The sequence below is a fragment of the Leptolyngbya sp. DQ-M1 genome, assembly GCF_039962505.1.
GTDB lineage: Bacteria > Cyanobacteriota > Cyanobacteriia > Leptolyngbyales > Leptolyngbyaceae > Leptolyngbya.
This window is the reverse complement of the sequence record NZ_JAMPLJ010000002.1, coordinates 569,788-594,642: the sequence shown is the minus strand read 5'-3', so window position 1 is coordinate 594,642 and position 24,855 is coordinate 569,788. Positions and strand designations below refer to the sequence as shown.

The window sequence follows — 24,855 nt, the reverse complement described above, 5'->3', positions numbered from 1 at the left end:
TGCGTTTCGCTTCCGCTGTTAAGTTGGCTCTAACGAGCGGAAACGATCGCAAAGATCGCATAAAGCTTCAGCCCAGCGTTATCCAATACAGCTATCCAATACAGCTAAAGTCTTTTACACCTTGATAGGTTGTCCTACGAGAACTTTTACGCGTAAATTCGCTGACGGAAGGGTTTCCTTGGGGCTGAATTACGCCTATCGCTTGCTGCCATAGCTCTGGGGGCGCGATCGACACTTCATATTGATTGTTCTCTAAGCGCCGTACATGATACCACTCCCGCGTTTGGCACTCGTCGCACCAAAAAGCTTCTAGCCATTCACCTTGCAGCATGACTGTTGTTCGGGTCGCAACTGCGAGGAGTGCATGTCGGCGAGTGAGTCCTCGCTGCTGTAACTGTTCTGCACGATCGGCATAGATTGGATGCTTCTGACTAACGCTGTGCAGATAACATCTATGCTTCGGGCAGTAAAGACTGCGCCGCTTAGAGCGTTTCCGATTTCGATCACACCGCTTCTGCAATTCGACCTCCTGTCTGAATGAAGGTTACGGGGGAGAGACTGAGATCAAATGACCATCGAAGCCCGCTCCATCAAGCCAAGGTTAAGTTTTAAGTCCGAACTATATAGAACTACGACCGTAATTACCGATATCAGGAAGAAACGATAATTACGTATGCAGCTTAATTTTCATGCTAGTTTTGTAAAATTTTGATGTGGAAGCTGATATCCGCTAGATTGAGTGCGGCTTCAAGGTGCGATCGTCCTATCGTTTGCCAATATTGGAGAATCCGTCCTACGGATTTTTTCTGGCGCTGAGTCAGCATTATCCTGGTTTTTACGACTGAGAACAGAGAAGCGCTTGAAGGCGAGATCCCGATGAACAAATGGCGCGAAGCCTAGCTGGAGTGGTACTTTGAGCAGCAGTGAGCCGGGAACGATCGAGAGAATCACTTTCTTCTGAAAAGAGAGATTGAGGAATAATACGGAGATTATGGAAATGTACCTACGTAAATTCTGGGTCGTTAGGGAAATTTGAAGCAGACGTTTATGCGGATGACAATCGGGTCAGTCCTAAACAGGATGGAATACTGAACGCTCGTCAAACTCGACTAAAGATACGAATAGCAGAGGGTATGGTTTTGCAAGTAGACAGAAAGAGTTCAATCCTATTGGTCGATGATGATCTAAACTTTGTCACGCTGATGACTGGATATTTAGCACACCACGGATATGACGTGACGACCGCCGGAACGGGGAAACAAGCGATCGAGCGGTTAAGCGATGTGAAGCCGGATCTGATTCTCTCAGATGTTGGAATGCCGGAAATGGATGGCTATGAGTTTGCAGAGACTCTCCGTACATCGCCAGAAAGTAATTGGATTCCAATTATTTTTCTTTCTGCACGGGATCAAACTCACGATCGCGTGCGTGGATTAAGTGCGGGGGCAATGGCTTACATGACCAAGCCGCTTGATCTTGCAGAGTTGAACGCGCAAATTGAATCAGCGCTACGATCGTCTCAGTTGATTCAGCAAAGTCGAGCCAAGCGAGCAGAGTCTAGAATTGCAGTGCCTGATGGCGTGAGATTGACGAATACAGAATTAACTGTGGCGCGATTGGTGGCGCAGGGATTGTCGAATTTAGAGATTGCTCAGCGACTGAATGCGAGTAAGCGGACGATCGAAAGTCACATTAGTCATATGTTAAAAAAGACGCTGTTGAGCAATCGAACCGAACTATCGCGCTGGATTATCGAAAATAATATGGAATGAGGCGTAGGAGCTTACGAATTGCTCTAATCATGGGAATATTCTAAAGCTGTGCGATCGCGTTTTGTAAAACTTGCTCATGTTCTAATCGGGCGGCAACAAATTCTGGAGCAAAGTAGCAAGTTGTTAGTGCTGTTCCAAAACCAATAAAGCTAGGAACATCAAATAGAAGTTTTAGAGATAGACAAGCTGAGCTAAATGCGAACACACGAATTTCAAAGGTTTGGAAAGCTTTTAGAAAAAAGACTTCAAACGGCAAAAAGAACAGGTTTGGTTCAGTAAGCACCACAATCTCGCGATATAAATCCGATAAGCTTTCTTTCAACCGGTAAATCTTATTCAGATCATCTCTGGGATGCGGCTTAATGATCAAAACGCTATTTGGGAGAACTTCATATGAGGTTAGAAATTCTCGATAAGCAAGAATCTCATGCTCTTGAGGCAAGCGATCGCCTTCTGAAAAATTAGAGGTGAGCAGAACTGTAACAGGTGAGTTTTCGATCGCCGCTTGTACTTTCGCTACCTGAGCCGCATCGACAAAAGAGGTAAACCGCTCGAACCAGGTGAGTAAGTTGGAGGGTGCTAATTGAACGATCGGCATTGGCGGCGTTTCACCAAAGATTTTTGGCAGCACAAAATAGCCGACATCAAATGGCATCAAATACAGCTTGGTTTTCAGCTTTAATCGTTCGCGAATTCGATGATAGAGCGATCGTAGTTTCCACCGCGTCCAAGCGATCACCTGATTCGGCGTGGGCGGGGGTGTGAAAGGACGACGCACTACAGCAGAGTGCTCAGAAAAATACAATCCAATGCCATCGCCGTAGCAAATTCGACTTGCAGAAGGATAGGCATTGCTTAATAGTTGATTTGTGAACTGCCAATTGCGACAGAGATACAGTTCGTCTGCATCATCTAAGCCAATCCATTGATGAACGTTGTTATAGATGCGGTGGGGTGGCGTGGAATCTAACTGATATCCGATCGCGTTTAGTTGTTCCGGGGTGAGATAAACAATCTTTTCCCAATCACACACAGATTCCGCCATGCGCTGAATGAATTCAGCGAACTGATAATGCTGCTGCTCTGGCGCATAAAGCTCGTAGATGACAAGATAGTTTTGAACATTTGCTGTGCCCGATCGATCCCGGTAGAACAGTGCGGATAGTGCCGCGATGAGTTGAATGCTTCCCTGACAAGTAACAATGCGCTTCATGCTGGATTCGGTAGAGTGTGGAACAACTTATCTTTACAAATTGGCGATCGCTGCATTCTCTCTTCCTCAACTGCACAATCAAACGCTATCGTAAAAGAATGCAGAGACGACTTCAACGCTTCTTCAGGAGCACTACTCAATTTCTATCGATTTTTCGCTATTGCGGACGGGCGATCGAGCTAGTTTGGACAACGAATCGACGCTTAACGATCGTTCTGGCACTGTTTACGCTCATCGGAGGGCTTGTGCCTGCGGTGGTTGCGTATGCAGGTAAGCTGATTGTCGATGCGGTGGTATTAGCATCAAGAACGGGACTGGAGAACGATCGCTGGACAGCATTAGGCTATCTGGGCTTTGAAGCGGTGATGGTCGCGATTCAATCAGGCAGTAAGCAAGGCTTAGTTTTGGTGCAATCGCTGCTGAGAGTGCTGCTCGGTCAGAAAGTAAATGAGTTGATTCTGGAAAAGGCGTTAACGCTGAATTTGACGCACTTTGAGGATTCAGAGTTCTACGACAAAATGACGCGGGCAAGACGAGAAGCCTCAAGCCGTCCCCTCAGCTTGGTTGGTCGCACGTTTGGCATTGTGCAAGACTCGCTGACTTTGATTACGTATGGCGGTTTGTTAATCGGATTTTCGGTTTGGGCAGTGGTGATGCTGATGGTTGCCGCCGTTCCTGCCTTTATTGCAGAGACGCGATTTGCTGGGGAAGCCTTTCGGTTGTTTCGCTGGCGCACGCCTGAAACCCGCGAACAAAATTATCTTGAATGGCTGATTGCAAACGAATCACCCGCAATGGAAATTCGGCTGTATCAGTTGGGCGAATTGTTGCTCGATCGCTATCGAACTATCTTCGGGCGATTGTACACTGAAGACCGGGATTTGACAGTCCGCCGGGGCATCTGGAGCTATTTGCTGGGATTAGTTAGCTCTGCTGCATTTTACGGGGCGTATGTGTGGATTGTGTGGGAAACGATCGCAGGCAACATCTCACTCGGCGAACTCACGATGTACCTGATCGTCTTTCGTCAAGGACAGGGCGCGTTTGCATCAATTCTGACTTCAATTGGTGGAATGTACGAAGACTCGCTTTATCTATCGAATCTCTACGAATTTCTAGGTCAAGACATTCCTCGATCGCAAGGCAGTGCAACGCAGGGAACCTTACCCGGCGACGGTTTGCGCTTTGAAGACGTGACTTTCTACTATCCCGAAGCTGATAGGCCTGCACTCGATCGCGTTTCGTTTCATCTCAAGCCCGGAGAAAAATTAGCGATCGTTGGTGAAAACGGTTCGGGTAAAACAACGCTGATCAAACTGCTCACAAGACTCTATACGCCAACTTCGGGACGCATTCTGCTCGATGGACTAGATCTGCAAGCTTGGAGCCTCGAAGCATTGCAGCGCCGAATCGGTGTAATTTTCCAGAACTTTATGCGCTATCAATTTAGCGTCGGCGAGAATGTGGGTGTGGGCGATGTGTTGAACTTAGACGATCGCGATCGCTGGAAGATTGCATCCGACAAAGGCAATGCCCTTTCCTTTATCAAAGAACTGCCAGAAGCATTTGATACCCGTTTAGGGCGATGGTTCAAAACGGGACGAGAGCTATCGGGAGGACAATGGCAGCGAATTGCACTATCGCGTGCCTTTATGCGAACTAGCGCCGATATTTTGGTGTTAGATGAACCGACTTCTGCAATGGATGCAGAGTCAGAGGTACAAATCTTCGATCGTTTTCGCGAAATGACCCCGAATCAGATGGCAATTTTGATTTCACATCGATTCTCAACCGTCCGAATGGCGGATCGGATTCTTGTGATGTCAACAGGTGCGGTTGTGGAACAAGGGAGCCACGAACAATTGGTGAGGTTAGGGGGACGATACGCGCATTTGTTTGCGATTCAAGCGGCAGGCTATCAGTGATACTAGAAAAAGCGATGTTCTGATTGGTGGAAGAACACACGGTTTCTGTGAGTCCTACCTTGATTTTTAACAAAGGACGGCAAAGACTGAATGGAAATGTGGGCTACCACGTGATCGAAGCCAATATCTGCGAATTGTTGCACAATCTCTCACTGAACAATCCTGGTGTTAGTTAATTTTTTAGACTAATTTATTAATGAACGTTTCGGAGTGAGCGCTTAAAGCCATACAAACGGGTCTCGTTCGTCTATCACATCCTAACCTTGAAGAATTGTTATGACGAAGGGTGTATTTTTGGAAACCTGGGCTACTAGTTGAGAGTTACTTTAACCGATTAGGATAGCTGCTGCAATGCTCAATGACTTAGACAGCACCCTAGAAGAACTGCTCAAACGAGAATTACCTCCTAGCTTGGTGGGTTCGGAAGCACGGACACCCGTGACGATTAGTTTTGCTACACCCGATCAAGAGTTCACAAAGAAAATCAGTCTACCTGCGATCGATCTTTTTCTTTACGATGTGCGAGAAAATTTGGAGTTGCGAAACACTGAATGGACGGTGCAGCGCCACGGCAATGGGAGCGCGACTCGGCGGCGTCCTCCCGTGCGGATCGATTGCTCTTATTTAGTAACAGTTTGGGCAAAAGACCCAGCAGATTTTCAGACCGAACACCGCTTATTGGGGGAAGTAATGAAAGCCCTGCTACGTCACCCTACCATTCCCAAAGCAGTGCTTCAGGGAAGTTTGAGCGATCAAGACCCCGTTCCTAGAGCGCTGACACTGCGCCCACCCCAATTACAAAGCTTAGGAGAATTCTGGCAGGCAATGGGCGGCAGACCCAAACCAGCCATGAACTATACCGTGACGCTCGCGCTTCCGGTTGAGGATGAAGCTGAACAATCTGTGCCTTTAGTCATGAGTACGCAAATTTGAATTGCAAGATTGCAACATCAAAGCTGAAGAAATCCTATTAGTTATGGCTAAAGCGAATTCGCTACTTCAGAATTGACCCTAGACCAAAAGAACAAAGGCTACATTGTCCCGAAAGCGAGGTTCTAAAGTGGCAGCATGGATGAAGTTGCAATCAACCCAACATCAAGTTGCGATCGCGGGCATCGTCAGTGATGCTGAAACAGGCGAGCTGATTTCAGGTGCTGAGGTCAAACTTGGGCAAGTGTCAACTGCTTTCAACCCTTGGCTGGCGCTCAAAGCCTTGCCGTTTGAGCATGCGCTCAACCGAGACGGGCGGATTCAACTGAATCCAACTTTGACGTTAGTGCGGGAACAGGATGCTTTGTTTCTAGTGACCTACACCGCATTGGACGGTCACTACTATTTCATCGATCTGCCCGATGGAATCTACAGTTTGCAAGTCGCTTTGCCGCATCTGGGGACTCGCTATGGCACGCGTCAAGTCGAGAATCTCAACGTGACGGGCGAAGCTGCGATCGCCAATCTCAGCTTGCCACCCACGGGAATTAAAGGACGAATCCTAGATTCGGAGCAAAAACCGGTGGCGATGGCGAAAGTGCAAATTGAGGGCAATGCTGTAGCGGTGTTTAGCGATCGCAATGGCGATTATGGATTGACTGGACTAGAAGTGTGGCGGCGCGATCGCGCTTCTCAGTCTGCTAGACCATTGGTAACGGTTTCGGCTCAAGGGTATCAGAGCGCCACGTCAGGCGTTTGGTTGAGCGTGGGCGAAATGAAATCGTTGGATCTGACTTTGACGCGCAAGTAATCGACTAAAGACTAGGGAGCGACTATGGTTTCAGCCTACCAATCTCCGGGTGTGTATGTTAAGGAAGTGCCGTCTGGATCAGCGCCGATCGCAGGAGTCGGAACCAGTACGGCGGGATTTATTGGGGTATTTGGGGCTGCCAGTGCGCCCACCCCGGCAGTGCCTACAGTAACGACTCGATCTATTGGATCACGCGAACAACCGACTGCCGTTGGAACGGGAACAGGTCGGAAAAAAAGCTTTGATTTGCCGCAGTCTGAAGGCGCAGAAGTAGTGACAACTGCGGGAACGTTTGGATTTTTTGTAGGTACTACTGAACGCCAAGATGTGCAACTGACCCTGCAAGATGGGAAGGCAACCCTTACATTTACTGGAGATGCTCCGGATAACAAGGCTGAAATTACGGGCTTTTTTCAACTCAAAGAAACTGCAACTCCTGCCCCTGCTGCAACGGTAGCGACACCTGTATCTTCAACGCTTGCAACGGCGAATCAAGTTAAGCTCTGTACAAACTTTTCAGAGTTCAAAAAATTCTTTGGTGATTTCTCGGACAATGCAGGGCAGAATTTGCTGGCTCATGGGGTGTTTGGATTTTTCCGAAATGGCGGCACCAGTTGTTATGTGGTGTGGATGAATCAAGAGGGCGAGATTGACCAAGCCCTAGAACAGTTTGAAGCGATCGATGACATTGCGATCGTGGCAGCGCCAGGAATCACCAGTAGAACAGTGCTGACGAGTATTGCGGCGCACTGTGAGGGTTTGGGCGATCGAGTTGCAATTTTTGATGCGCCATTAGAAGTCGAAACCAATGGCAGCCTTGATCTCGGCTTACTCAAACCCGACAATCAACAGAAAGTAATTCCGGATAACTCGGACTATGCCGCGTTGTATTTTCCTTGGATTCAAGTGTTTGACCCCGCGAGTCGTCAGACGATTTACGCGCCGCCCAGTGGTCATATAGCGGGTGTGTACGCGCGGGTAGATGCCGAACGGGGTGTGTTTAAAGCGCCCGCCAATGAAACCGTGTTAGGTGCAGTGGGGTTGAAGTATGACATCAGCCGCAGTAAGCAGGACAAGCTCAATCCACAGGGCATCAACTGCATTCGGAGTCTGAATGGTAATATCCGCATTTGGGGTGCCCGGACGCTCGGCGGCGACGGAAATACAGAATTTAAGTACATTAACATTCGTCGGCTGTTTAACTACCTGAGGGAATCGATCGACGAAGGTACGCAATGGGCAGTCTTTGAACCGAATGCGCCCGATCTCTGGGCTAAGATTCGTCGCAATATCAATGCGTTTTTGTTGATTGCTTGGCAAGAAGGGGCGCTGTTTGGCAATACGCCGGAACAGGCGTTTTATGTCAAATGCGATGAGGAAACGAATCCCCCGGAAATTCGCGATGCAGGTCAAGTGGTGACGGAGATTGGCGTTGCCGTGGTTAAGCCTGCGGAATTTGTGATCTTCAAGCTGAGTCAATCGAGTGGGGAGCAAGGATCGTGACGAGTTATCTGATCCCAGGCATCTACCGCGAAGATCTATTTCCCAAACCAATTCCAGAGTTTTTAACGGGTGTCCCTGCATTCATTGGGTTTGCGAGCCAAGGAACAATCAATCAGCCAGAGCGCCTAACCTTGTGGACTCAATTTAGTGCACGGTTTGGTGAACCAGCTTCAGAGGGATATCTCTCAGATGCAGTGCAAGGCTTTTTTAGCAATGGCGGACACATTGCTTATGTCATTCGCTTGAACGACACTCTAGAGATCGAAGCTGCATTAGAACAGGCATTGGAAGCATTAGCCACTATCAATGCCCTCGATCTGATTTGTGTTCCCGATCTGGTTCGCTTCGATGTTGAGACGGTTCTCCGAATGCAGACTCAGCTTCTAGAGCATTGTCAGGCATTGAACGATCGCTTTGCAATTCTAGATGCCTTGCCGACTCAAGTTCTGGTGCAACAGACGCGACTCTCTAGCTCCGAATGCGCTGCCTTTGGCGCGTTGTATTTTCCGTGGGTGCAGGTGAGCAGTCGAATGATTCCCCCTTGTGGTCACATTGCGGGCATCTATGCTCAGCGCGATCGCGATCTAGGAGTTGGTCAAACGCCAGCAAATATTCGGCTTGAAGAAGTCGTCGATCTGAGTGTAGCGGTATCGGATGCCGATCAAGCGCGCCTGAATCCATTGGGGATTAATTGCTTGCGATCGCTGCCCGGACGGGGCATTCGGATCTGGGGCGGGCGGACGCTGAGTCCGGATGCGAATTGGCGCTATATCAATATGCGGCGATTGTTTGTGACGTTAGCGCGATGGTGCGATCGCACGTTTGCAGATGTGGCGTTTGAGCCAAATGAATTCCGGCTTTGGGTCAGGATTGAGCGCGAGTTAACTGCCTTTTGTGAAGCGTTATTTCGTCAAGGGGCGCTTCAGGGTAGTACACCCGCAGAAGCGTTTTATGTCAAGTGTGACGCGGAAACGAATCCTCCTGAAGTGCGAGACGCAGGCACAGTGATTACCGAAATCGGACTAGCTCCGGCGAGTCCGGCGGAGTTCATTGTGGTTCGTTTGATTCATGGCAATGCAGGTGTTGCATTCGCATTTTAGTTTTCTATTCTATTGAGGTCTTTGTATGCCCAGTATTAAACCGCCCCATAAACCTGATCCTTATCAGAGTTATAACTTTTACGTGGAGTGGAACGGCATTCTACACGCTGGATTTCGCCAATGTACCGGACTCACGACATCGCAAAATATGGGGGAGTATCGCGAAGGCACCGATCCACCCACAACGCGCAAACTTCCCGGATTAAACACCTACGGCAACATTACACTGCAACGTGGCATTACGAACAATGCGGAGCTATGGAGGTGGCGTGAAAATGTGATGAAAGGGAACGTCGATCGTCGCGAAGTGTCGATCGTTTTGCTCGACCAAACTGGAACCGAAAAGATTCGCTGGAATCTGAGCAACTGTTTGCCTGTCACTTGGACCGCTCCGGACATGGATGCAGCAACGGATGGGGCTGCGATCGAAACCCTGGAACTCGCCCATGAAGGCATCAGTGTTGATAAATGGACTTAACTTTTAACGAAACCCATGACTTCTACCGAATTTCCCTTTACCCTTCCCCTTGGCTATGTCGATGCCGAGGGCAATACCCATCGCGACGGCATCATGCGGCTCTCCACTGCCTACGATGAAATCGCTCCCCTGCGTGATCCGCGGGTTCAGGCAAACCCAGGCTATCTAGTTCTGATTCTGCTGTCGCGGGTGATCACCCGACTCGGCAGCCTCGAACAACTCAACCCCAAACTGATCGAAGGACTCTACTCCGCCGATCTCATCTATCTCCAGGACTTCTACCAACGGATTAACCAAAACGGTCACAGCCGTCTACACGTCGCCTGTCCTCATTGTTCTGGAGAATTCGAGGTAGAACCCATTCCCGTGGGGGAGTCACCTGCTACCCCTCAGACCGACTACGCGAGGAGGTAGCTTACCTGTCCTACCATTTTCACTGGTCTTATGAACAGATCATGGGAATGGAGCATCGAGAACGCCAACAATGGGTGGCAGAACTTTCCCGTATCAATCAAACCTTGAATGATTCATCCTCCCGACTTGCATAAAACACCATGCCAATTCTGCCAATAAACGCTGTTTTTTCTGCGGGCGCAACCCTCCGGGGCAGTCGTCGTGAGCCTTACATGAACTATAACTTTCTAGTCGAAATTGAAGGGCTACTCACTGGAGGGTTCACGGAAGTTTCTGGACTAGAAAGCCAACTCCAAACCGAGGAATACCAAGAAGGTGGCGTGAATGAGTATACGCATCACTTTCCGACTCGAATTCAATATTCCAACTTGGTATTGAGTCGAGGCTTGAGTGACTCTAATGCGCTATGGAATTGGTATGACGATGCAGCGCATGGTCAAGTTCGCCGCAAAAATGGCACGATTATGTTGCTCGATCGACAGTTGCTGCCGGTAATGTGGTGGAACTTTAAGGATGCTTATCCAATTCGTTGGACAGGGCCGCAGTTAAGTGCGATCGATGGGTCTAGCTATGCGATCGAGCGATTGGAATTAGTGCATCACGGGATCACGAAGCCTGCTGCCTCGAAAGCGCTCTCGGTGGCACGGACGATCGCGGGAGCCGCAGGCTTTACGGGAACGCAGCAAATCTAGACAAACTACCGTTCTAGGAGGTGCAGCATGACGGAACAGGCTTGGCAATCGGCAGTAGATTCTAGTTTAGTGAGGCGATTGATGCGTCCCTTGGTGCAACCGGGCGCGATCGGTTCCCAGTTGGGCGATTCGATTCTGGCTAGAACTGAGCGGATGACGAATCATTTACCGTTGTTAGTTCAGTTTGCAGAGCGACAAGCTGGCGTATTTCAGCCGGAGCAAATTCCGATTGTCTATGCTCAGCCGTCTAGTTCTGTTCAGGTTGTGCATTCGCATATAGAAACTGCTAGTGAACCCCTGACGATCGTTCAAGCAACTCTGATTTCAAGTTCGACCTTGAATGACTACACCTCTAATGCAATGAATCTAAGCATTGAAGGATCGAAGCAGGAACACTTGAATAACTACACCTCCAATGCAACAAATCTAAGCATTAGAGAATCGAGGCAAGAACCCTTGAATAACTACACCTCTAATGCAACGAATCTGAGCGTTGGGGAATTGAGGCGAGAACCAGAGTTCTTGCTGCGAACAGAATCTGCGGATGCGATCGCATCTCCCAGTCCACCGCGATCGCCTAGCCTGAGTTCGCAGACTCCACCGATCGTCTATGCACAAAACATTTCCAAACCATTTCAGAGCGATCGCCCCAATCCAATACTCACAGTTCATCCACAAATTTTAGGAACCCCCACACTTCAAAGCCCCCCAGAATTGCGAGATTTAGGGCAAAAACCCCTACCTCAAGTCACACCCACCCGCCCAAAAACATCTGATCCTCCCGCTTCTACCTCCCCGCCTATCATTACAGTCCGCACCGGAACCGAAGCCGCTCCCCCGGCCGCAACTTGGCAAACCCGCACTCACCTCAACGAAACCGCAACTACGCTCCCGATCGTCTTCGCCCAACCCAACCTAGCCACTCCTTCCCCTCAATCCTCTTCCAGAACTCCTCCAGAGCTTGCTCAATTCAGCGAATTCCCTTCCTCCCCCTCCTTGACCGACACCTTTTCCTCTCCCCCTCCCCCACCTCCCATTAACCTCGATACCCTCACCACCCAAGTCGAACGCAAAATTCTTCGTCGCCTCGTTGTAGAAAGTGAACGCAGAGGACAAACCCGATGGCGCTAGAAAAACTCACTATCTTAATCGAGGGCAAACCCAAGCCGATCAAAGCTCTGTTCAATCCCCAGCAAATTCAAGTGACTCGCAGCGGCTGGAGCCAATGGAATGGCAAGTTCTTCGGGCGCGATCAACCAACCAGCATCTCGCTGATGCTCTTTTTTGATACAACTTTGCTGCGATCGAACTCCTTTCTCAGCAACTTAGCCGCAGATAATTTGCCCTCGATCGTCTCGAACAAACTCATTTCAACACTGCGCCCAGAAGATGTCCGCATCTATACTCAGCCGATTTATGACCTAACGCGCAAAGCGGGCAAAGAAAAGCCCCCATTTTGCAAATTGCGCTGGGGCTATGGGAATGTCTTGCTAGAGCGCTGCTTTCTCAAATCTGTCACCAAAACGCTGACGCATTTCCTGGAAGATGGCACTCCGGTACGCGCCACGATGAATTGCAACTTCGAGGAAGTGCTGGATCAGTCGTTCCTGCTCAAAGTCCGCAATCCGATCGATGATCCAATTCGAGTGGTGAAGCGGGGAGAAACCTTAAGTAGCATTGCTGCAGAAGAATTTGGCGATCCGGCGCTTTGGCGGATTATTGCAACGGCAAATCAACTGGATAATCCCCGGCAGATTGTTCCGGGACAACGCTTGACTGTTCCGCCTCGACCGACCGATTTGTAAGTGATTAGCGGGGAAGATTTGCGATGTTTAGCACGGTACTGACAAGTCAAATTCCTAACTATGCGATTTCGATCAACAATGCTCCAATGCTTAAGTTGGCAGAAGATGTCGAGAGCATTACGGTCACGGAAGATTTGGAAGCGCCGAGTATGATTGCGATGACCTTAAATACTTACGATGAGATCAACGATAAATTGAATTGGGTAGATGATTCACGGTTAAGTCCGGGCAATGAGATCGCGATCTCGTTGGGCTACGGTAACACTCTGGAAACAGTCATAGTAGGAGAAATTACGGGGCTGGAGCCAGAGTTTTCGCAAGAACAGGGATCGACTGTTACTGTGCGGGGGCACGATCGCCGTCATCGGTTACTGCGGGGAACGCATACGAATACGTATATCAAGTTGAAAGATAGCCAAATTGCTCAACAGATTGCGAGCCAGAATGGATTACTGGCAAAGGTCACGGATACTAAGGTGAGCTTGGATTATGTGTTGCAGAATAATGTGAGCGATTTGGCATTTTTGCAGACGCGATCGCAGCGAATCGGCTATGAAGTTTGGATCGAAGATAAAACCCTGCATTTCCAGCCGCCGCAATATCGAACGCTGGCACTCACAACCCTAGAATTCGAGCAAGACGTGCTGGAATTTTCGCCCCGCTTGAGCCTTTTGAGTCAGGTGACACAAGTTGAGGTGCGCGGATGGAATTGGAAAACGAAACAAGCAATTGTCAGTCAATCGGGTGACAACACCATTGCCTCAATGGGAGGTTCGCAAATCGGTGTCAGAGCTAGCCAAAGGGCATTTGGCACTGCCGATCGTCAAATTGTGGATCAGCCCGTGCAAAGTAAAGCCGAAGCTGATGCGATGGCACAGGGACAACTTGAAGAGAGCGCCCTGCATTACATCACCGGAGAAGGCACCTGCACCGGCAATCCTAAAATCCGAGCGGGCAGCGTAATTGAGGTTAAAGGGGTGGGAAAACGGTTTAGTGGTCGCTATTACGTGGTCGCAGTGACGCACACCATGTCTGGTGAAGCAGGATATCGCACGGAATTTACCGTTAGGAGAACAGCAGCATGATGGGCATGGACGTTTTGCTTGGCAATGGAAACCCACAGAACGATCGCATCTATGGCGTGACGATCGCGATCGTCACGAACAACAAAGACCCCGACAAACTGGGGCGCGTTAAGGTCAAGTTTCCCTGGCTCTCAGATACCGATGAAAGTGATTGGGCAAGGGTTTTATCTCCAATGGCAGGTAAGCAACGGGGATTGTATCTGCTGCCCGAAGTTGGGGATGAAGTCTTAGTTGCATTTGAGCAGGGCGATCCTCAGTTTCCCTATGTTCTGGGTGCTTTGTGGAATGGTCAAGATAAACCGCCTGGCACGAATGAGGATGGCAAAAACAATCAACGCCTCTTCAAATCGCGCAGCGGACATACGATTCTGTTTGATGATACGCAAGGAGAAGAAAAGATTGTCATTCAAGATAAAACAAACAACAACGAAATTTCTATCGATTCTAAGAACAATGTGATTGTGATTAAAAGCGAAAAAGATGTCGCGATCGAAGCGAAAGGCAATATCAGCTTAAGCACCAATAGCGGCAATGTCGCAATTGAGTGCAGCAAATTTTCAGTGGATGCTCAACAAGGAATTGAAATCAAAACAAGCGCGACTTGTGATATTGCAGCTAACACCAGCATTGGCATCAAATGTTTGGCGGGCGTAAAGATCAACGATGGTGCGTTGGAGGTGACTTAATGCCAGGTTATTTGGTTCAACAAGGGGCAACCGTGATCTGCGCCCACGGTGGGCAAGCTCAACCAACGGTGCCGAATCCGCGGGTGAAATTGGGCGGACAACCAACCGTATTGCAGACGAGTCCTTATACGATCGCAGGTTGCTCGAATCCACCACCCAATGCCAATGTTGGCCCCTGCACAACTGCCAACTGGACAAGTGGATCAATGCGAATCAAATCGATGGGACAGCCCGTAATCTTGCAAGATAGTCCCTCCGTCTGTGTGCCGACCGGAACGCCCTTAACGGTTGCCGTTGCTCAACTGCGAGTAAAAGGAATTTAGTCATGCCAGGTGATTTTTTAGGAGTTGGATGGACAACGCCAGTCCGTTTGAATGCGGAGGGACAGGTTGACCTCGCGCAGGAAGAAGCTGCGGTGCGCCAATCGATTTGGATGATTCTGAGTACGGCTCCGGGTGAGCGATTGATGCGTCCTGATTTTGGCTGTGGCATTCACGAATTCGTGTTTGCGTCGATGAGTGGTGAAACGATCGGCGAGGTGATGAGCGCGGTCAGCAATGCGCTGATTACTTGGGAACCTCGAATCGATTTAGAAGCAGTCGATGTGTTTCCAGATCCACAACAGTCGAGTCAATTACTGATTCAAATTCATTACCGAGTCCGTACCACCAACAATCGCTTTAATTTAGTTTATCCGTTCTATTTAGAGTAGCCCCCATGTCACTGTTGCCCCCGAAAATCGATTCCCGTTCCTATGACGAAATCGTTGCCCAGGTCGCAATGTTAGCGGAGTATTTCACGCACGATTTACAGAGTGAAATTGAACCCACGATCGCTAACCTACTGAATCGCACCCTGGACGAAGATATTGAGGGGATTGCTTCACAGGGAACTGTTTTGGAGTTAGCGATCGCGCAACAAATTAGTCAGCTTGCTCAACAGGAAAACCGCGATCACATCAAAGTTAGAGGCGGTTGGTATCCACCCGGCACCAGTCAAGTTCGCCCCACCCTTTCTGCACTGGTCGGACATATTCTGAATCAAGATGTGTTAGATGGAACGGAACTGATCGCCGCTCGCGGCACCTCGATCGATACAGCCTTGGCAGAACGAATCAGTCAAATTGAGGGATTAACTTGGGTGAAAGTGCGATCGTCACCGGGCGCGATCGACATCGAACCGACGATCAAATCGCTATTTGGACAAGTGCTCAATCAAGATATTGCTAATCCTGCCAATCGGAATCAACCGATCGCGCTAAGGGGCACTCGGATCGATTTGCCCTTGGCAGAACGAATTGTTCAACAAAACCTGAGCCGCATCAATGTAAAAGTTATGCCGGATGCAGGCTGGGCAATGATTCGCTTGTTTAGCCGGATGGCGGTGTTGGTGCGCGATCGCTTGAATCAGGTGCCTGAGAAAAACTTTCTCGCGTTTCTCGATTTGATTGGGGCGCAAGTTCTGCCACCCCAAGCAGCTCGTGTCCCGTTAACGTTCTATTTAGCAGAGGGAACTACGACCGATGTTTTGGTGCCTGCTCAGACTCCTGTAGCAGCACCCGCAGAACCAGAGGAAGTGGTGTTTGAGACCGAGCATAGTTTGTTAGCCACGATCGCGCAGCTAAAAGCGGTGTTTGTGCATGAGCCTAAGCCCAATCGATATAGCGATCGTACTGCTTCTGCTCTCGGAGAAATCGATGCAGCGTTTCCGGCGTTTGTGGGGGAACAAACGATCGAACGCAGTTTATATGTTGCCTGCGATCAGCTATTGACGCTTCCGGGGACTAAAACTGCAACGCTGATCGTCGATTCTCCGACCGCAGAGGAACTCAAAAATCTAGCCATCACTTGGTCTTATTGGAATGGAACTGATTGGCAGGTCACTCCCGAAACCTCTCAATTCATTAATGGCAAATGGCAAGTTACGTTAACGAATCTGCCTGCCCTCAAGCCGCATTCGCTGGAAGGCACGATTGCCAGAGGCAACAGCGAAGCTCCCGCAGGTTGGTTACAAGGTCAACTTAATACACCCTTATCGAGTCAATCCCCCCGCCTGCACATCGAACAGATTCAGGTGCAGGTGACAATGACGCGCAGTGATATTCAGCCCGATCGTTGTTTTTTCAACACTGCACCGATTGACTTAAGCAAAGATTTCTATCCGTTTGGGGAACAGCCCCGCTTCAATGACACCTTTTATATTGCGAGTCAAGATGCCTTTGCGAAAGCAGGCACAGATATCACGGTAACGATTGATCTGACTGAAGGTAAGACCGTTAAAAACGATAATATCGAGTTGTCTTGGGAAAGCTGGAACGGACAAGCTTGGGAACGTATCATCACAGCTAGAAATAACATTCCTGCTGCTTTCGGTACTGATAATCCAAACGAATTTACTTTAGCGATACCTCGAACGATCGCTCAAACAACTATCAACGGCGAACAAAATTATTGGGTTCGCGCTCGCATTATCAAGGGAGATTACGGTGCTGCTGCTTTCTCTAAAAGAATTGAGAATAGCAATCCTCCAGCCTATGAACTGATTAATGCAACCTTTAAGCCGCCGTCTCTAGCATCCTTAAAACTGAGATATCGATATAATGCTGCACCAATTGCTGCTTCTGCGGTTCGGGTTTACGATCGTCTGACTCTCACTGATCCTTTTGCTATCGATCGCACCACAAAATTGATTCAAGAACGCAAATTGGGCGAGAAAACTTTGAAGCTAGAAAGTGTTGAGGGTTGGATTGTTGGCGATCAGATTCGCATCACCGATAGCAATTCTGAAGCAAAGAAAATTACTCAGATTGATCCTACAACTAAGATCGTAACCCTCGACTCTCCGCTGACTCATGCTCATGTATTACACACCTCTGTAATCCGGGATTTCCAACCTTTTCTGCCTGTTGAGGATACCCAACCCACATTGTATTTAGGCTTCGATCGACCCTTGCCGAATCGCACGATCGCGCTCTACTTCCAAGTCGATCCCCCAACGCCCGGAGAGATTACAGACAATCCGCGTCCCGCCACTCCGGTACAACTCGTTTGGGAATATACAACGCCCACAGGTTGGTCGCGTTTGGACGTGCAAGATGAGACGGAACTGTTTAGCGATCGCGGCTTAATTCGGTTGATTGCACCGGATAATTTTGCCGTGCGGCGGGAGTTTGGGCAATCGTTGTACTGGCTGCGATGTCGTTGGGAAACGGGAAGTTTTCGAGTGCCGCCGCGTTTGCGTCGTCTGCTCACCAATACAATGTGGGCAAGCCAAACCACAACGAGAACCGATGAAATTCTTGGCTCCAGTACGAGCAATCCGCATCAAAGTTTTCGCTCGATCCAGACTCCAGTTTTAGAGGGACAAACGCTCGAAGTCATCGAAGAATCTGAGACAGTGCCATGGCAGGAAGTCTCAGATTTCTATGGCTCTAGCGCCTCCGATCGACACTACACCTTAGATCGGCTCACAGGCACGATTCGGTTTGGCGATGGGCAGCGGGGCAGAATTCCGCCTGCGGGGAGTAATAATCTGCGATTGCACTATCGCACAGGCGGAGGAACGCAAGGAAATCAAGCGGTAGAAACCATTACGCAACTCAAGACAACGATTCCTTCGGTCGATCGCGTCACTAACTTAGAACCGGCGGGGGGCGGAGCAGCATCGGAAGCGATCGAGCGAGTCAAAGCGCGGGGTGCCAAATTTTTGCGCCACCGCGATCGCGCGGTGACTGCTGAAGACTTAGAAGATTTAGCATTGGTTGCCTCTCCTGCGGTGGCACGGGCAAAAGCAATCACACCTCGTTTTGATCCGATTACGCTGCAATGGTTTCCCTCCTATCCGATTCGCTTAGATCAAGCTGGGGAGATTCAAGCCAGCGTTGCTGTCGATGCCAGCCGAGCCGCTAATTTGGATTTAGAAGTTAAGCTCTACGGCCCAGCCCAATCGAATGCTTATGCTCAGCAAATCCTTCGATCGAATCGAGACAAACTCACGTTCACTGTCACACCAGAACTCTTCGAGCTAGGCAATGCTTGGAAAATCACTGTTGTGAATCACAACGACAACAATATGCAAGGGACACTAACCATTACAACGCCCAACGGTTCGCAAAACCAGGGGTTGGAAGCGCCTGCAAGTAGTGCAAATCGCGAGATCACAGATGCAGGCAAAGTCGAGTTGATGATTGTGCCTCAAAGTACGGCAGCACAGCCCACTCCAAGCCTGATGTTGATCAATCAGGTTGAACAATACTTACGCGATCGCGCCTCTCCCACGCTCGATCTCCAAGTTACAGAGCCTGACTGGGTAGAAGTCACGGTTCGTGCAGCCGTTGTTCCGGTTTCTCTAGATGTTGCAGATGCTGCTAGAACGGCTGCAAATGCTGTATTGACTCGGTTTCTTCATCCTCTCACTGGAGGTTCTAGCGGGCAAGGCTGGTCTTTCGGTCGCCGTCCGTTTCCTTCTGACTTGTATGCTGTGCTCGAATCCATTCCGGAGATTGACCACGTTACCAGTTTAAGGATTGTCAGCATTCCCTCTCTCGGAGATGACCCAACCATTACGCCTTTACCTGCCGACCGGCTCGATCGCTTTCTCATCTATTCCGGCAATCACCAAATCATTCTTCCTTAATCTAAACTCCAAACTCTAAACTCCAGACTCTAAAATTCTATGCCTCTACCGCTCCCCAACCTCGACGATCGCACCTACGCTGACCTTGTCGCAGAGATGCGATCGCTCATCCCCAGCGAATTCCCAGAATGGACGGATCACAACCCCAGCGATACCGGAATCATTCTGATGGAATTGCTCGCTTGGCTCACCGAAATGGTGCTCTATCGCGTCAATCAAATTCCCAACAAAAATTACGCAACCTTCTTAAAACTCTTAAATGGCGCAGATTCCATTCCGCCAACCGAATTAGAAACCGCAATTCGAGAAACCATCTTATCGCTACGGGAACGCCACCGAGCCGCTAGCGCAGACGATTTTGAACACTTAATTTTAGAAGATTGGCAGACCACACCCACGGCGCAGGCATTGGGCAAACAGGGGATTGTGCGACGAGTGAAATGTTTACCAGAGCGCAATTTAGCGATTTCTCATGACGCTGCACCCGGAAATATCACGATCGTGGTGATGCCCGATGCCCCCGAAACGGAGTTACAGCCCCAGCCGACCCTAGCACTACGAGCCGCACTCTGGAAATGGCTCGACCCGCGCCGCCTACTCACCACTCGCCACCACATCATTGCGCCCGATTACGTTCCCGTACAAATCACGGCTCAACTACGCCTAGAACGGGGCATTCAGGCGGACACACTGCGTCAAAGAGCGATCGCAGCGCTGCAAACGTTCTTCCATCCGTTGCGTTGGGAGTTTGGTCGTAGCGTTTATCTTTCAGAAGCCTATCAACTCTTTGATCAAATTCCGGGAGTCGATTATGTCCCTAACGTAACGCTTCAAAACGATCGCGCGCTGACCGAGGTTCCGCTCCAGCAGCATCAGCTTGTGGCGATCGCACTCACTCCCAATAGCTTGACAATCCAAGAGGCATAGATGATCGAACGCACCAGTAGCTATGAGCAATACTTACCTGCGATCGTCCAAACCGATCCGTTTATTCAACGCTTTCTGCTAGCGTTTGAGCGGATCTTGAGTGGACTGTTTCCGCCCGACCCGGAAGATCCGATCGCTCAACAACCTGGACTAGAAGAATGGATCGATCGCATTCATACCTATTTCGATCCCCAGCAAGCCCCAGAAGCCTTTCTCCCTTGGCTTGCAAATTGGGTCGCCCTAACGTTGCGAGAAGATTGGGAGGAAGAGGTCAAACGGCGCTTTATTAGCCAGATTGTGCCGCTCTATCGCCAACGGGGAACAAAAGCAGGCTTAGAAAAATTGCTCAAACTCTATACGAATGAAGAAGTCGAAATCGAAGAATTTGAGCACATAACACACTATTTTCAGGTCAAGATGACCCTGAGCGCGAACGATCGCGGGTTACTCCGCCGCAAACAGCAAATTGCTCGCAGCATCATCGACCAAGAGAAGCCTGCCCACACGTTTTATGCCTTACAAATTGTCATTCCTACTATGCAATTGAGAAATGACCCCCGCGTTGGCTTAATCGTGGGCGAAAACACAATTTTAGGCACCAGCCAGCTAGGGCAGTAACGCCAGGAGAACTTTATGGCAGCAGATTACAGGCAATACGATCCGATCGAAAAACGAGTCCGCTATTTTGATGGGCAATTTTTAAAAGACCAAGATTTTGTCGATGAGCAAAAGTACCATCTCGATCGCCAACGTCGCTCCCTCCGGTTTCTGCATAGTCCTGGAATTGTCGAAGGTTTAACGATCGATCCAGGCAGTCAGCAATCGCGAGATGATGTCGATCGCGCCATTGTCCGACCTGGAACTGCGATCGACCCCAAAGGGCAACAAATTGTCCTTGGCAGCCTCAAAGATTTGCCGCTCAAAGAGTTTCGCAATCAAGCGATCGACGTGTTCATTGCCTATCGAGAAGTGGCATCCGATTTGGCTCAAGAAGGTGGAGAATCAAATCGGCGCTGGCACGAAGATCCCGCGATTACGGTACAGAAAACAGATGAATCGCCGCCGGAAAACGCCATTCGACTGGCAAGGTTAACCCTCAATGGCGACGGCAACGTCACCCACGACGGCGATCAAACCGTGCGGCAATATGCAGGCATCAAGCTTCCCACTGCCGATGGCGCGAATTTGAACTTGCGATCGCGCGGCATGGCAGGCAGAAGTTGGGCAACCCTGAGCGGCAGCTTAAACATCACCGATCAAGTCGGTATCGGCACTACCAGCCCCAATGCCAAGCTAGAAGTCAAATTAGCGAGTGCTTCCACAGAATCTAGCCTCAAACTTGAGCACATTGGTTCCAATCTAGTGGTACGCCCTCTCAGTGCGGGTGGCAATAGTTCTGTGGTTGAGAATACGGGAGGTGGAGCATTGCTCATTAATCCTAGCGGCGCAAATGTTGGCATTGGCAGTAATGAAGCCACGAATCGATTGCACGTGAGCGGCACAACTGGAATTCGACAAAACTATTTGTACCTGAGCGGCAATGCGGGTGGTAGTAGTTTGTCCTACAATGCCCATCGCAATGCAAATAACAGTAATTGGGTGTTCCCCGATCGCGCTCGCACAGCCGTGACTTTAGAAATGGACGATACAGGAGAAAAACCCCGCTTTGAAGTGTATGCCACCGCCAGCACGAATACCGCAAATTGGACTCAAAGATTGGCGTTAGATTGCAGTACAGGGAATTTCGCGATCGCGCATAACGGCGGAACGGTGGGAATTGGAACCGGGGCATCGACTGCGAGGTTGACGGTTGCTGCAACGACTGAACATTTACGTCTAATCCGCAGCCGTACCGAAACCACGGGCGGAAAGCACTTATTTCTGGAACTATTCCAAGAAGATCCGAGTGTGACGGTTCCAGAAGTCTTTCCCGCAATTCGATTCCACCACGGAGGACGCTTTTGGCATCGCATTGAAGCACAGACGAACGGCATTCACTTCAAAGATGGCAATCTCAACTCAGATGCCTATGTGAGAATCTTTGCTGAAAACATGATTGTGACGGGCATGATCGTCATGTGGTCAGGAGCCGCAAATGCAGTTCCAGCAGGATGGTTACTGTGCAATGGTCAAGCCTACAATAATGGTCAGAGCAGAACCCCAGATTTGCAAGATCGATTCATTGTTGGAGCAGGTCGAAATTATGCACTGAGCAATACGGGCGGAGAAGATACCGTGACCTTGAATATCAATCAGATTCCAAGCCACAATCACTCATTAGATTTTGATAGTGGAGGGGGAGGATTCGGAAGTGTGACCAGTCACAGCATGGCAAAGTCTGATCAACAGGTGAATGTCCTTGCAAACTATCAAGTCCAGACCAATTATGCTGGAGGCAACCAAGCCCACGAAAATAGACCCCCGTATTATGCGCTCTGCTTCATCATCAAGATCTAAGGGATGTGCATCATGAGAGAAAAAATGGAACAACGCTTACAACAGCTCAGAAATGAATATGAAACTGGACAAAAAATGCTGGTGGACTTAGAAGCAAAACAGTTGAATCTCCGAGAAACACTCTTGCGAATTGATGGAGCGATTCAAGTTCTAGAAGAAGTTTTAGAAACAGACTCTACACTTGAATCTGATAACTACTCGCAGGTTGAAACGCCTGTGATCGTCCCCTAATCTCTTACGCCCAACTTCAGAGGAAGCGGCGTGAAATCTACTCTGTTTGACTTGATATATTGAACTAGCTTATCAATGATCGATCGTTTATTTAGGAGCGTGTTATGCGGCAATCTATGCGTCAAACAAAACCTGAAATTGTGTCATCGCAGCCCGTTTCTATCCGGTCAATTCAACCCACTTCCCAGTCCATTTTTTCACCCGATAAACCGTCATTCCGTGGTTTATCAGGTGAATTGATGTCGCTTCAAACCAAACTAGCGGTTGGCGAGGCTGGCGATCGCTTTGAACAAGAAGCGGAACAAACAGCTACTCGTGTAGTTGAGCAAATTCATGCCCCTGCACAGCCCAAAGCCAAGCGAACTGAATCGCTACAGCCATTGAAGCAACCCGCTTTTAATGAAGGCAAGAATGCGACACCAGCCCTGGAAGCTTCAATTCAGCAAGCAGTAGGCAGTGGACAGCCATTACCCAATCATTTGCAGCACTCAATGCAAGATGCTTTTGGGCAGAACTTTCAGCAGGTTCGGATTCACACAGATGCGAACGCAAATCAACTGAATCACTCCTTGCAATCTCGCGCCTTCACCACCCAGCAGGATATCTTCTTTCGGCAGGGAAGCTACGATCCTACAAGCCGCAAAGGGCAGGAATTGATTGCCCATGAACTAGCGCATGTTGTCCAGCAAAGCGCTAATCCAGCTGCCCCAGCGATTCAACGGGCAGGAGATAAGATTGCGTTTGAGGCAAAGCCAATTACTGATAACAATGATGCTGAATTAATTAAGAAAATCGAAGTGGCGATCAAAGAGCATCAGCGATCAAAAAGAGTTGCAAAAAACAAGATTGAGTCTAGCAAAGATGCCAATATCGTGAAGCTAACTAGAGAAGAGGAACAGAAACTTAAGCAAGTTCAATCGGGGGAGAATGCCAAAAGCGAAAGTAAAGAGATTAGAGATAACTACAAAGAGAAAAAAGTAGAGGCTCTGAAGTCATACCATGACAGCTATCTTACGACAGGATGGAATTTAGATAAACTTCAAACGGAGATCGAGAAGGCAACAAATGGAGAAGTTAGCTTTGGAGAGAACGTTAATGATGAGATTGTCGTCACTAGCAAAAAAACTAAGAAGCCGCTGTACAGCATTCTTTTTGCAGGTAAGAGATTTGGATCTCCCATTACCCAAGAAGGGATGGAACCTTTGCGTAATTCCGTCTATAAAAAGAAAGGAACCTCAAAAGAATATGTTCAAGATCAACGGGGGCTATATATTACCCGCTATGTCTATAGAGGTTGTAGCTATCAGCAAATGAACCAGCTTTTCACACAGGGTAAAATGTCTCCTCGAAATCCAACAATGATAATTGGCAATCAAGCTGAAAAATATGATTTTAAGGGAAAAGGAAGACAGGATACTATCACTCAAGAAGAACGCGAGTTCTTGCAGCAGCGGGATGGAAGTGGTGATGAGCAGCGGATGCTTTCCGTGACTCATGCAAAGCCTAATCGGCTAGTCCACAGCAATCATGGAGAATTGTTTACGAGTGAGGCTGTTATTAAAATCGATCTTGCTAAAATCGATCAGGATAAAATTTACAATCAACATCTTGAGGAGTCTCATCACTTCAAAACATCTTTGCGAAATAAAGAATACAACAATACAGCGAAAAGGGAACTAGAGCTGTATAAATATAGTGCAGAAAAAAATAGAGAAACATTACTGGTAGAAGTCCCTAGAAATGCTGTCGTGGAAGTGCAAATTTTCCGAAAAAATAAGTTAGAGAATGTAAGTTTAAGTGGAGCAGAAAGGTATTTCAACCCAGAGATTGAGAGACAAGAAAAGCAAAAGCTAGCAGAGAAACGTGAGGCAGAAGAGCGCAGTCTACATGAAGCAAAAGAGAAGCAGAAGGAGGAGCAGAGAAATAGCCACTATGAGGAGATCAAAAAGGGGCTAGAAAGTATTGCAGCAAATCCCCCAAAGAGGCTTAAAAAAGAAAAAGAATGGTTTGAGAAAGTGATTAACTCTAAATTCTTGGCAGACTATGAGCAAGAAACAGGAGAGACATTGAATCCTAAGCTACTGATGCTTTCAACTCTAGGAGAATTGATTAGTCACGCTCGAAAAAAGAGCAAGGAGGAACAAGACTGAAGCAATAATCCCTAAGCTTATCTACTGTTCTATTTGCAGGG

Annotated in this window: 25 protein-coding genes and 1 pseudogene; 23 read left to right on the top strand and 3 right to left on the bottom strand. The window is 48.8% G+C overall.

The window, feature by feature from the left end:
* Nucleotides 1-91: 91 nt before the first annotated feature.
* Complete coding sequence (locus NC981_RS08725; RefSeq protein ID WP_348242468.1) at nt 92-520, bottom strand: hypothetical protein; 429 nt, start codon at nt 518-520, stop codon at nt 92-94.
* A gap of 172 nt (nt 521-692) precedes the next feature.
* Nucleotides 693-824, bottom strand: a complete 132-nt coding sequence (locus tag NC981_RS08720; protein ID WP_348242467.1) for a hypothetical protein — start codon at nt 822-824, stop codon at nt 693-695.
* 309 nt (nt 825-1,133) lie between these two features.
* Between NC981_RS08720 and NC981_RS08715 the strand changes: the two genes are divergently transcribed.
* Entirely contained in the window at nt 1,134-1,772 is a 639-nt protein-coding gene (locus NC981_RS08715; protein WP_348242466.1) for a response regulator transcription factor, read from the top strand.
* Nucleotides 1,773-1,812: 40 nt separating this feature from the next.
* On the opposite strand, the gene NC981_RS08710 is transcribed toward NC981_RS08715, so the two are convergent.
* Complete coding sequence (locus NC981_RS08710; RefSeq protein WP_348242465.1) at nt 1,813-2,985, bottom strand: polysialyltransferase family glycosyltransferase; 1,173 nt, start codon at nt 2,983-2,985, stop codon at nt 1,813-1,815.
* A gap of 98 nt (nt 2,986-3,083) precedes the next feature.
* Between NC981_RS08710 and NC981_RS08705 the strand changes: the two genes are divergently transcribed.
* From NC981_RS08705 to NC981_RS08600, 22 genes and pseudogenes are all read left to right on the top strand, one after another.
* On the top strand, nt 3,084-4,910 hold the full coding sequence (locus NC981_RS08705; protein WP_348242464.1) for an ABC transporter ATP-binding protein: 1,827 nt from the start codon (nt 3,084-3,086) through the stop codon (nt 4,908-4,910).
* Nucleotides 4,911-4,927: 17 nt separating this feature from the next.
* Nucleotides 4,928-5,082 (top strand): annotated as a pseudogene (locus tag NC981_RS08700) (disulfide bond formation protein DsbA); the annotation flags it as partial.
* Nucleotides 5,083-5,261: 179 nt separating this feature from the next.
* A complete protein-coding gene (locus tag NC981_RS08695; RefSeq protein WP_348242463.1) occupies nt 5,262-5,843 on the top strand; it encodes a DUF4255 domain-containing protein in 582 nt (193 codons plus the stop codon).
* 139 nt (nt 5,844-5,982) lie between these two features.
* Nucleotides 5,983-6,651: a carboxypeptidase regulatory-like domain-containing protein gene (locus tag NC981_RS08690; protein ID WP_348242462.1), complete on the top strand. Its 669-nt coding sequence runs from the start codon at nt 5,983-5,985 to the stop codon at nt 6,649-6,651.
* A gap of 24 nt (nt 6,652-6,675) precedes the next feature.
* On the top strand, nt 6,676-8,154 hold the full coding sequence (locus NC981_RS08685; RefSeq protein WP_348242461.1) for a phage tail sheath subtilisin-like domain-containing protein: 1,479 nt from the start codon (nt 6,676-6,678) through the stop codon (nt 8,152-8,154).
* The gene (locus tag NC981_RS08680; RefSeq protein ID WP_348242460.1) at nt 8,151-9,254 is read left to right on the top strand and encodes a phage tail sheath subtilisin-like domain-containing protein; all 1,104 of its coding nucleotides are present in this window, start codon (nt 8,151-8,153) and stop codon (nt 9,252-9,254) included. Before NC981_RS08685 ends, NC981_RS08680 begins: the two co-directional genes overlap by 4 nt.
* Nucleotides 9,255-9,279: 25 nt before the next feature.
* Complete coding sequence (locus NC981_RS08675) at nt 9,280-9,732, top strand: phage tail protein (protein ID WP_348242459.1); 453 nt, start codon at nt 9,280-9,282, stop codon at nt 9,730-9,732.
* A 15-nt stretch (nt 9,733-9,747) separates the two neighbouring features.
* On the top strand, nt 9,748-10,146 hold the full coding sequence (locus NC981_RS08670; RefSeq protein WP_348242458.1) for a phage tail assembly protein: 399 nt from the start codon (nt 9,748-9,750) through the stop codon (nt 10,144-10,146).
* Between the two features lie 5 nt (nt 10,147-10,151).
* Nucleotides 10,152-10,280: a DUF6760 family protein gene (locus tag NC981_RS08665; protein WP_347272609.1), complete on the top strand. Its 129-nt coding sequence runs from the start codon at nt 10,152-10,154 to the stop codon at nt 10,278-10,280.
* Nucleotides 10,281-10,286: 6 nt separating this feature from the next.
* A complete protein-coding gene (locus tag NC981_RS08660; RefSeq protein WP_348242457.1) occupies nt 10,287-10,838 on the top strand; it encodes a phage tail protein in 552 nt (183 codons plus the stop codon).
* Between the two features lie 27 nt (nt 10,839-10,865).
* Nucleotides 10,866-11,969 (top strand): hypothetical protein, encoded by a 1,104-nt coding sequence (locus NC981_RS08655; RefSeq protein ID WP_348242456.1) that lies wholly within the window; start codon nt 10,866-10,868, stop codon nt 11,967-11,969.
* The gene (locus NC981_RS08650; protein WP_190376957.1) at nt 11,960-12,643 is read left to right on the top strand and encodes a LysM peptidoglycan-binding domain-containing protein; all 684 of its coding nucleotides are present in this window, start codon (nt 11,960-11,962) and stop codon (nt 12,641-12,643) included. Before NC981_RS08655 ends, NC981_RS08650 begins: the two co-directional genes overlap by 10 nt.
* 23 nt (nt 12,644-12,666) lie before the next feature.
* Nucleotides 12,667-13,728 (top strand): contractile injection system protein, VgrG/Pvc8 family, encoded by a 1,062-nt coding sequence (locus NC981_RS08645; protein ID WP_348242455.1) that lies wholly within the window; start codon nt 12,667-12,669, stop codon nt 13,726-13,728.
* On the top strand, nt 13,725-14,414 hold the full coding sequence (locus NC981_RS08640; RefSeq protein ID WP_348242454.1) for a phage baseplate assembly protein V: 690 nt from the start codon (nt 13,725-13,727) through the stop codon (nt 14,412-14,414). The genes NC981_RS08645 and NC981_RS08640 overlap by 4 nt, the downstream gene beginning before the upstream one ends.
* Entirely contained in the window at nt 14,414-14,737 is a 324-nt protein-coding gene (locus NC981_RS08635; RefSeq protein WP_348242453.1) for a hypothetical protein, read from the top strand. Before NC981_RS08640 ends, NC981_RS08635 begins: the two co-directional genes overlap by 1 nt.
* A gap of 2 nt (nt 14,738-14,739) precedes the next feature.
* Complete coding sequence (locus NC981_RS08630) at nt 14,740-15,126, top strand: GPW/gp25 family protein (RefSeq protein ID WP_190376960.1); 387 nt, start codon at nt 14,740-14,742, stop codon at nt 15,124-15,126.
* Between the two features lie 5 nt (nt 15,127-15,131).
* Nucleotides 15,132-19,049 (top strand): baseplate J/gp47 family protein, encoded by a 3,918-nt coding sequence (locus NC981_RS08625; protein ID WP_348242452.1) that lies wholly within the window; start codon nt 15,132-15,134, stop codon nt 19,047-19,049.
* A gap of 39 nt (nt 19,050-19,088) precedes the next feature.
* Nucleotides 19,089-19,976: a baseplate J/gp47 family protein gene (locus NC981_RS08620; protein ID WP_348242451.1), complete on the top strand. Its 888-nt coding sequence runs from the start codon at nt 19,089-19,091 to the stop codon at nt 19,974-19,976.
* Nucleotides 19,977-20,594 (top strand): phage tail protein I, encoded by a 618-nt coding sequence (locus NC981_RS08615; protein ID WP_348242450.1) that lies wholly within the window; start codon nt 19,977-19,979, stop codon nt 20,592-20,594.
* 15 nt (nt 20,595-20,609) lie between these two features.
* On the top strand, nt 20,610-22,433 hold the full coding sequence (locus NC981_RS08610; RefSeq protein WP_348242449.1) for a hypothetical protein: 1,824 nt from the start codon (nt 20,610-20,612) through the stop codon (nt 22,431-22,433).
* A 12-nt stretch (nt 22,434-22,445) separates the two neighbouring features.
* Nucleotides 22,446-22,664 carry a hypothetical protein gene (locus NC981_RS08605; protein ID WP_348242448.1) on the top strand — a complete coding sequence of 73 codons (219 nt, stop codon included), beginning with the start codon at nt 22,446-22,448 and terminating at the stop codon, nt 22,662-22,664.
* 104 nt (nt 22,665-22,768) lie between these two features.
* Nucleotides 22,769-24,814 (top strand): DUF4157 domain-containing protein, encoded by a 2,046-nt coding sequence (locus NC981_RS08600; RefSeq protein ID WP_348242447.1) that lies wholly within the window; start codon nt 22,769-22,771, stop codon nt 24,812-24,814.
* The last annotated feature ends 41 nt before the right edge of the window (nt 24,815-24,855 follow it).